Here is a 7343-nt window from a genome sequence, read left to right as displayed (position 1 = left end):
GCCAGGAGGTGCGGGCCGAGGAGGAGGCGCTGACCTGCAAGGCGTAGAGGCCGGACTCCACCTCGCGGACCGGCTGCTCACCCCCGCGCGGCGGGGTCAGGTCGACGCCGAGGGCGTCACCGAGGGAGTGCGCCGCGTCGGTGGACATCACGAGCGTCTTCGTGCCGGCCCGCGCGGCGTGGACCGCGGTCGCCGCCGCGGTCGTTGTCTTGCCGACACCGCCCTTGCCGGTGAACAGGAGTACACGCATGGCAGACCGGCGCCCGGGACGCGCTCAGGCCTCGACGCGCTTCTTGAGCTCCTGGAGCGCGGTGTCCACGATGACCTTCTCGGCCTTGCGCTTGAGCATGCCGAGCATCGGGATCTTCACGTCGACAGCCAGCCGGTAGGTCACGGTGGTGGCGTCGTCCCCCTTGGCGACCAACGTGTAGGAGCCGTTCATGGCCTTGAGGACCGTGGCCTCGACCAGCCGCCACGACACGACGCCCGTGCCGTCCTCGTGGACGTCCCACTCGTAGTCGAGGGTGTAGGTGTCCTTGATCGCGCCGGCATCGAGGGTGAACTGCACCTGGTCGGCCCAGCCGTCGCCCTCCTCAGTCAGGACCACGACCTTCTTCACCTCGGTCGCCCACTCCGGGTAGCTCTCGAAGTCGGCGATGACGTCCAGCACCTCGCCGGGGGCAGCCGCGATGTCGATGCTGGACTCGGTGCGCTCTGCCATGCGCCGAAGGTTACAGCGCTGGCGCGCTAAAACGACGAATCCCCTTCGAGTCGGTCCTTGAGCGCGTGCACGGCCCGCTTCCACCGCAACGTATGCCGCGTGGTCACGTCTCTGGGCGCGCGTGCACCGCGGTAGCCGCGCACGTAGTGGTGCACGATCGCGCCGTCCCGGAACGGCTCGATCCACACCTCCATCTCGCCCTCGAGCTGGCCGGTCACGGCCCACCGCACACCCTTGGTCCCCCGGTCGCGCACCGTCGCGAGCCGCAGGTGCGGCCACACCTGGCCCACCCATCGGGGATCGGAGAAGGGCGGCCGGATCGCCTCCGGGGCGGCCCGGATGAACGTCTCGTCGACGATGTCGACCCGGGCACCTGCCCTGCGGTGTTGCTTGATCGCCGTGTCCTCGGTGTCCTCGGTGGGGTCGTCCGGTCGGTGCGGTCGTCTGGTCGCTCGCCCTATGACCGTCTGACCTGGGCCTCGTGGGGCCGTGTGAGTTAGGCCGCGTCCTCGCCTCGTCAAGATACTCCTCGGTAGGATCTGCGGAGGCACCCGCCTTCGTCAAAGGAGACTCCGTGCAGGAACACGTCGCGCCCCCACTCGTCGCACCCACGACCGAGGGCAGTCTGGCCGACCTCCCCGCTCGCAACGCGGCGACCAACCCGTCGTCGATCGCGTTCTCGCGCAAGGAGGGTGGGCGCTGGGTCGAGGTGACGGCCGGCCAGTTCAACGATGACGTCCGAGCCGTCGCGAAGGGCATGATCGCCGCGGGCATCCGGCCCGGGGACCGCGTCGCGCTGATGTGCAAGACCCGTTACGAGTGGACGCTGACCGACTTCGCGATCTGGGCTGCCGGCGCGGTGACCGTCCCGATCTACGAGACGTCCTCAGCCGAGCAGGTCAGCTGGATCGTCGCCGACTCCGGCGCCAGCGCGATCATGCTCGAGACGCCCGCTCACCTGGCCGCCCTGGACGAGCACCGCGACCAGCTTGCGGGGCTCAAGCACGTCTGGCAGATCGACGGCGGTGCCATCGACCAGCTGAAGTCGGAGGGTGCCGCGGTCACCGACGAGGAGCTCGCCGCCGCGACCCGTGACGTCAACCGTTCCTCGGTGGCGACGATCATCTACACCTCCGGCACCACCGGCCGCCCCAAGGGTGTCCTGCTGACCCACGACAACTTCATGGCGCTGGCCGACAACGCCCTCGCCAAGCTCGAGTCCGTGGTCCAGGCCGAGGGGGCCTCGACCCTGCTGTTCCTGCCGTTGGCGCACGTGTTCGCGCGGTTCATCCAGGTGCTGTGCGTCGCGGGCGAGGCCAAGATGGGCCACAGCGCGGACATCAAGAACCTGCTCGCGGACTTCGCCGACTTCAAGCCGACCTTCATCCTGTCCGTGCCGCGCGTCTTCGAGAAGATCTACAACTCCGCGGAGGCCAAGGCCACGGCCGACGGCAAGGGCAAGATCTTCGCCACTGCTGCTGACACGGCCATCGCCTGGTCGAGCGCCCAGGACACCGGTGGCCCCAGCCTGGGCCTGAAGGTCAAGCATGCGGTCTTCGACCGGCTCGTCTACAGCAAGCTGCGCGCCGCCATGGGCGGCCAGGTCATGTATGCCGTGTCCGGGGGCGCCCCCCTCGGCACGAGGCTCGGCCACTTCTTCCGCGGGATCGGCGTGACCGTGCTCGAGGGCTACGGGCTGACCGAGACCACGGCTCCGGCCACCGTCAACGTGCCCGACCGGGTCAAGATCGGCACCGTCGGAGCTCCGTTGCCCGGTGTCGGCATCCGCATCGCCGACGACGGCGAGGTCCTCATCCGCGGTAACAACGTCTTCGCCAGCTACCACAACAACACCGAGGCCACCGCCGGCGCGATGCAGGACGGCTGGTTCCACACCGGCGACATCGGCGAGCTCGACGAGGACGGCTACCTCAAGATCACCGGGCGCAAGAAGGAGCTGCTCGTCACTGCGGGAGGCAAGAACGTCGCCCCAGCCGTGCTCGAGGACCGCCTGCGCGCTCACCCGTTGGTCTCACAGTGCATCGTCGTGGGTGACCAGAAGCCCTTCATCGCGGCGCTGATCACTCTCGACGACGAGATGTACCCCGGCTGGGCCAAGAACAACGGCATACCCGAGGTACCGCTCGCCCAGGCCCGCACGAACCCGACCGTGCTCGCCGAGCTCCAGCGGGCCGTCGACGACGCCAACAAGGCGGTCTCCAGGGCCGAGGCGATCCGTAAGTTCGCCGTGCTCGAGGGCGACTTCACCGAGGAGAACGGCTACCTCACTCCGAGCCTGAAGCTCAAGCGGAACATCGTCATGAAGGACTTCCACGACCAGGTCGAGGCCCTCTACGCAGGGGCCAAGGAGTGACCTCTACGGTCTAGGCATGCCCGTCGGCGCCCCCACCTCGCTGTCCAGCAGCTCCTCCGCATGCCTGCGTGCCCCGTCGTCGCTGATGGCGGTGGGGTTCGGCGTCGTCTGGCTGGTGTTCTTCACGGCTCTGCAGTGGAGCGTGGTGCGCTACAAGGTGCTCATCGTCGCCGTGCTCGTGGTGACTGCGGTCGCACTGGCGCTGTGGCAGTGGCGCGGCTGGCGCGTCCAGCTCACCGCGCCGGCAGTGCTGCTCATGCTTGCGGGCTCGGCACTCGCCACGCTGGCGGTGCCCTTGTTCAGCTATCTCGCGCCGACCGGCCTGGCCGTGGCGACCACGGTGCTCGTGGCGGGCGCTCTCCTCAGCGCTCTCCTGCTGACAGCCCGCGGGCGTGGTGGTGCGTCGGTGCCCATGGCCGCCGGAGTCACGGCTGTCCTCGCGTATGTCGCCTGCGTCACCACGGCGGTCATCTCCTCCCCCCGGCCCCGGATCGACGTCTGGGTCACGCTGCAGCAGGCGGCGGACGGGATGCTGCGCGGAGAGAACTTCTATGCCATGACCTGGGTCGGCTCGCCAGGGATCAAGGACGCGTTCACCTATCTCCCGTGGACCGAGGTGCTGCTGGCGCCGGGCCGCTGGCTCTTCGGTGACGTCCGCTGGGCCCTTGGCTTCTGGACCCTCGTCGGGGTGGCCGGCGTGTGCCTGTTGGCAGGTAGCGTCGACGACGACCGGGAGGGCGGGGGGTGGTCGGATCGCGGCAGCTGGGTCTGGACCGCCTCGGCGGCGACCGCGCTGCTCCTGCTCGCGCCAGGCACGTTGACCCAGGTCGACCAGGCCTGGACCGAGCCACTGCTCCTCGCCGCCGTCGTCTGGTGGGCCGTGCTCGTGCGGCGCAGCCCTTGGTGGGCGGTCGTCCCGCTGGCGCTGGCCTGTGCGAGTAAGCAGCACTTCGCCCTGCTGCTGCCGATCCTGCTGGTGTGGCGGCCCTTCGGATGGCGGCGCACCCTCGCGACCGGTGCACTGGCCGGCGCCCTGATGGCTCCGTGGTTCCTCGCCAGCCCGCGCGACTTCATCCACGACACGATCACGCTGCTGGTGTCGTTCCACCCCATCCGGTTCGCCAACACCGTCTACCTGCTGGCGCTCAACACCTTCGGGGTGACCTTGCCGTTCTACGTCACCGGACTCGTGGTGGCGGCGGCCCTGGGAGCCATCGCCTGGACGGTGTGGCGCCGCCAGCCGTCGCTGGCCGAGACGCTCCGGTGGCTGGCGCTCATGCTGATGGTCGCGAACCTCGTCAACAAGCAGGCGTTCTACAACCAGTTCTGGCTGGTGGGGGCGCTCGTCGTGGTGTCCCTCACGATGCGGCCAGGTGCCGCAGATAGGCCAGCCAGTCCTGCGTGAAGGAGGCCTCGGAGACGTGCAACACGGACACGAAGGCCGCAGCGGTGTTCGCCTCGGGATCGCCGGCGGGGGCGGAGGGATCGGGCGAGGTCGCGGCCGTGCGATAGAAGCGGACCAGAGCCGGCAGTCCGAACCGGTCAACGATGCGGTTCACCGCCAACCAGGCGGCGTTGTAGCTCGGGGCGATGGTCGTTCGTGAGGGGTCGAAGTCCGCGGCCGACGGGAGGGCCGTGGGCCCGTGGCCGGAGCGGACGCGCTGCAGCAGGGCGGAGGCGACCTGCTGGCGACTGGCACCGGCGTCCCGGTAGCCCACGAAGTCGGCCATCCCCTCGGACAGCCACAGCGGCACCGGCCGGTCAGTGGTCGAGCGGATGGCCACGTGGGTGGACTCGTGTGTCACCACGACCTGTTGTCCGCGGGGTTGCAGGCCGGCGAACGCATGGGGGTTGACGAAGATGCGGTCGGCGCCGGCCCGACCGGTCGCATCGAACGGCCCGTCGGTCACGGCGGCCACCTGCGCGAGGCTGGCCGGGTCCTGGCTGAGCTGCTCGCCCAGCTGGGCGATGGTCCCCGGGACGACGAGCACGACATGGGCGTTCCATCGCGTGCCCCAGACTCGGCTGACGCGCGGCACCGCCGTGTCGCCCAAGGCGAGATAGGGGCGCAGCCTGCTGGCGGGTCCTTCGCCCACGACCAGTGTGGTGCGGCTGCGCAGCACGGTGAAGCTGGGGATGTCCCAGATCTGGGGCTGGGTGCCGCCGTCGCTGTCGTCAGCCAGCCTCCAGCCCGCCGCCCGGTGCACCACGGTGAAGTACGCCTCGAAGCTGCGGGGGTTCGTGTCGAAGCCTGCGAGCTCGTAGCTGCCGGACACCTTCGACACCCACGCCTGCGGGCCGATCTCGGCGACTCGAGCGGCGCCCAGGGCCGGCGCGGGCTGCGGCGTGCCGTAGGAGAAGGCCGCCAACGGGAGCTTGGAGACGGCGTCGAAGAGCGCGCGCTGACGCAGTCCGAAACCCGAGGTCGGGTCGTCCAGCGTGGCAAGGAAGCCCGCCAGGTCGCGGGTCCGCAGGGCGGTGGCACGTCGGGCCAACAGGGCGGCGAGCGCGTCCTCGCGCCCCGCCGAGGGATCGGCGGCGTTCTGCCGGGTCGCGGCGGACGTCGAGGGCGTTGTTGCGGCCGAGGTGGCGCTGGGGCCGGTCGAGCTGCCGCCCGAGCACGACCCGGCCCCCAGCCCGACTGCAACGACGGCGAGCACTGCGGCGCAGGTGCGCCGCAGTCCGCTCAGGGGCTGCATCATCAGCCGGCTCGGGTCCCTGCGCACCCCGCCATCGTAGAAGAGCGCGTCTCACCCCACAGCGCGAACATGCGCCGCCCAGGGCTCCCGCCGGGCCGTCGCCGTGGCGGCCTCGTTCGCGCTCACCAGACCGGCACCGAGGAGACGGCCCACGGCCGCACGCTCAGCCGGGTCCAGGGGCAGCATCGAGCCCTGTGGCGCGAGCAGCGCCGTCACCATGCAGTCGTCGCAGTGCAGCTCACGCACCGGACAGCTCTGACAGTCGATGATCATGACGATCACCTCTCTTCCCGGATGTCGTGCCAGGCGGTGGGCCCGGCAGCCGATCTGTCGTCTCTCGACCTGCCCATCACGCTAGGTGCCGCCACCGACAGTCACCCCCGACTCGGTGTGCCTGCCGGGGGCTGTCACCCCTGCGTCCTACCGTCTGGGGCATGCAGATGGTCCAAGGCACGCTCGACGACCTGGGGACGGCGCTGGCCGACGTCACCTTCGTCGTCGTCGACCTCGAGACCACCGGCGGCAGCCCTGCCGACTCGGCGATTACCGAGATCGGCGCGGTCAAGGTGCGCGCCGGCGAGCTGCTGGGCGAGTTCCAGACCCTGGTCAACCCCCACCTGCCGATCCCGGCCTTCATCCAGACGTTGACCGGCATCACGACCTCGATGGTGGCTCAGGCGCCGCGCATCGAGTCCGCGTTGCCGGCATTCCTCGAGTTCGCCCAGGGCTCGGTCCTCGTGGCCCACAACGCCGGGTTCGACATCGGCTTCCTCAAGGCCGCCTGCGCCGCGCAGGGCATCGAGTGGCCGCGGTTCGGCGTCCTCGACACGGTCCACCTGGCTCGGGCGCTCGTCACCCGAGACGAGGCCCGCAACCACAAGCTCTCGACCCTCGCGATGCTCTTCGGCTCTCCCACGACCCCCGACCACCGGGCGCTGCACGACGCGCGGGCCACCGTCGACGTCCTGCACGCTCTCATCGAGCGGGTCGGCAGCCTGGGCGTGCACACCCTCGAGGAGCTGTCCAGCTACACCTCCCGGGTCACTCCTGCCCAGCGGCGCAAGCGCTACCTGGCCGACGACCTACCCAGCGAGCCGGGCGTCTACCTGTTCAAGGACGGTCAGGGGCGCGTGCTCTACGTCGGCACCTCGATCAACATCCGGGCTCGGGTCCGCCAGTACTTCACCGCCTCCGAGCACCGCACGCGGATGGCCGAGATGGTGCGGCTGGCCGAGCGCGTCACCCCGGTGGTCTGCGCGACGACCCTGGAGGCCGAGGTGCGCGAGCTGCGGCTGATCGCGGAGCACAAGCCGCCCTACAACCGCCGGTCCAAGTCGCCCGAGCGAGCCAGCTGGGTCAAGCTGACCGTCGAGGCCTTTCCCCGACTGTCCATCGTGCGCGAGGTCCGCGGCGACGGCGCCAGCTACATCGGCCCGTTCGGCAGCCGGGCGAGCGCCGAGGACGCTGTGGCGGCCGTGCACGAGGTGATTCCCCTGCGGCAGTGTGTCCAGCGCCTGTCGCCCCACCGCCGCGTGGGCTCGTGCGCCCT

8 protein-coding genes are annotated in these 7343 nt (G+C 70.2%); 3 read left to right on the top strand and 5 right to left on the bottom strand.

Features of this window, described 5'->3' with window-relative positions:
* The 3 genes from VGN50_RS12870 to VGN50_RS12860 form a co-directional block, all read right to left on the bottom strand.
* Window positions 1-250 (bottom strand): ArsA-related P-loop ATPase (locus VGN50_RS12870; RefSeq protein WP_327445208.1); only part of this gene is annotated, 250 nt, incomplete at its 3' end.
* Between the two features lie 24 nt (window positions 251-274).
* The gene (locus VGN50_RS12865) at window positions 275-721 is read right to left on the bottom strand and encodes an SRPBCC family protein (RefSeq protein ID WP_327445207.1); all 447 of its coding nucleotides are present in this window, start codon (window positions 719-721) and stop codon (window positions 275-277) included.
* A gap of 26 nt (window positions 722-747) precedes the next feature.
* Window positions 748-1242: a hypothetical protein gene (locus tag VGN50_RS12860; protein WP_327445206.1), complete on the bottom strand. Its 495-nt coding sequence runs from the start codon at window positions 1240-1242 to the stop codon at window positions 748-750.
* Between the two features lie 53 nt (window positions 1243-1295).
* Between VGN50_RS12860 and VGN50_RS12855 the strand changes: the two genes are divergently transcribed.
* Window positions 1296-3095, top strand: coding sequence for an AMP-dependent synthetase/ligase (locus VGN50_RS12855; protein WP_327445204.1), 1800 nt, complete (start codon window positions 1296-1298; stop codon window positions 3093-3095).
* 16 nt (window positions 3096-3111) lie between these two features.
* Window positions 3112-4500 carry a hypothetical protein gene (locus VGN50_RS12850; RefSeq protein WP_327445203.1) on the top strand — a complete coding sequence of 463 codons (1389 nt, stop codon included), beginning with the start codon at window positions 3112-3114 and terminating at the stop codon, window positions 4498-4500.
* Here the strand turns inward: VGN50_RS12850 and VGN50_RS12845 are convergent.
* Together VGN50_RS12845 and VGN50_RS12840 are read right to left on the bottom strand one after the other, a co-directional pair.
* Complete coding sequence (locus tag VGN50_RS12845; protein WP_327445202.1) at window positions 4454-5821, bottom strand: hypothetical protein; 1368 nt, start codon at window positions 5819-5821, stop codon at window positions 4454-4456. The two genes, VGN50_RS12850 and VGN50_RS12845, sit on opposite strands and share 47 nt — an antisense overlap.
* Window positions 5822-5845: 24 nt before the next feature.
* A complete protein-coding gene (locus tag VGN50_RS12840; protein WP_327445200.1) occupies window positions 5846-6067 on the bottom strand; it encodes a hypothetical protein in 222 nt (73 codons plus the stop codon).
* A 161-nt stretch (window positions 6068-6228) separates the two neighbouring features.
* On the opposite strand from VGN50_RS12840, the gene VGN50_RS12835 reads away from it, so the two are divergent.
* Window positions 6229-7343 (top strand): DEDD exonuclease domain-containing protein (locus VGN50_RS12835; RefSeq protein WP_327445199.1); only part of this gene is annotated, 1115 nt, incomplete at its 3' end.

Origin of the sequence: Pedococcus sp. (assembly GCF_036000045.1) — a bacterium.
Taxonomy (GTDB): domain Bacteria; phylum Actinomycetota; class Actinomycetes; order Actinomycetales; family Dermatophilaceae; genus Pedococcus.
This window is presented reverse-complemented; position numbering and strand designations above follow the sequence as displayed.

Coding starts and splice junctions, on each gene's coding strand:
- VGN50_RS12865 (WP_327445207.1), bottom strand. CDS start 721: ATGGCAGAGCGCACCGAGTCCAGCATCGACATCGCGGCTGCCCCCGGC.
- VGN50_RS12850 (WP_327445203.1), top strand. CDS start 3,112: ATGCCCGTCGGCGCCCCCACCTCGCTGTCCAGCAGCTCCTCCGCATGC.
- VGN50_RS12840 (WP_327445200.1), bottom strand. CDS start 6,067: ATGATCATCGACTGTCAGAGCTGTCCGGTGCGTGAGCTGCACTGCGAC.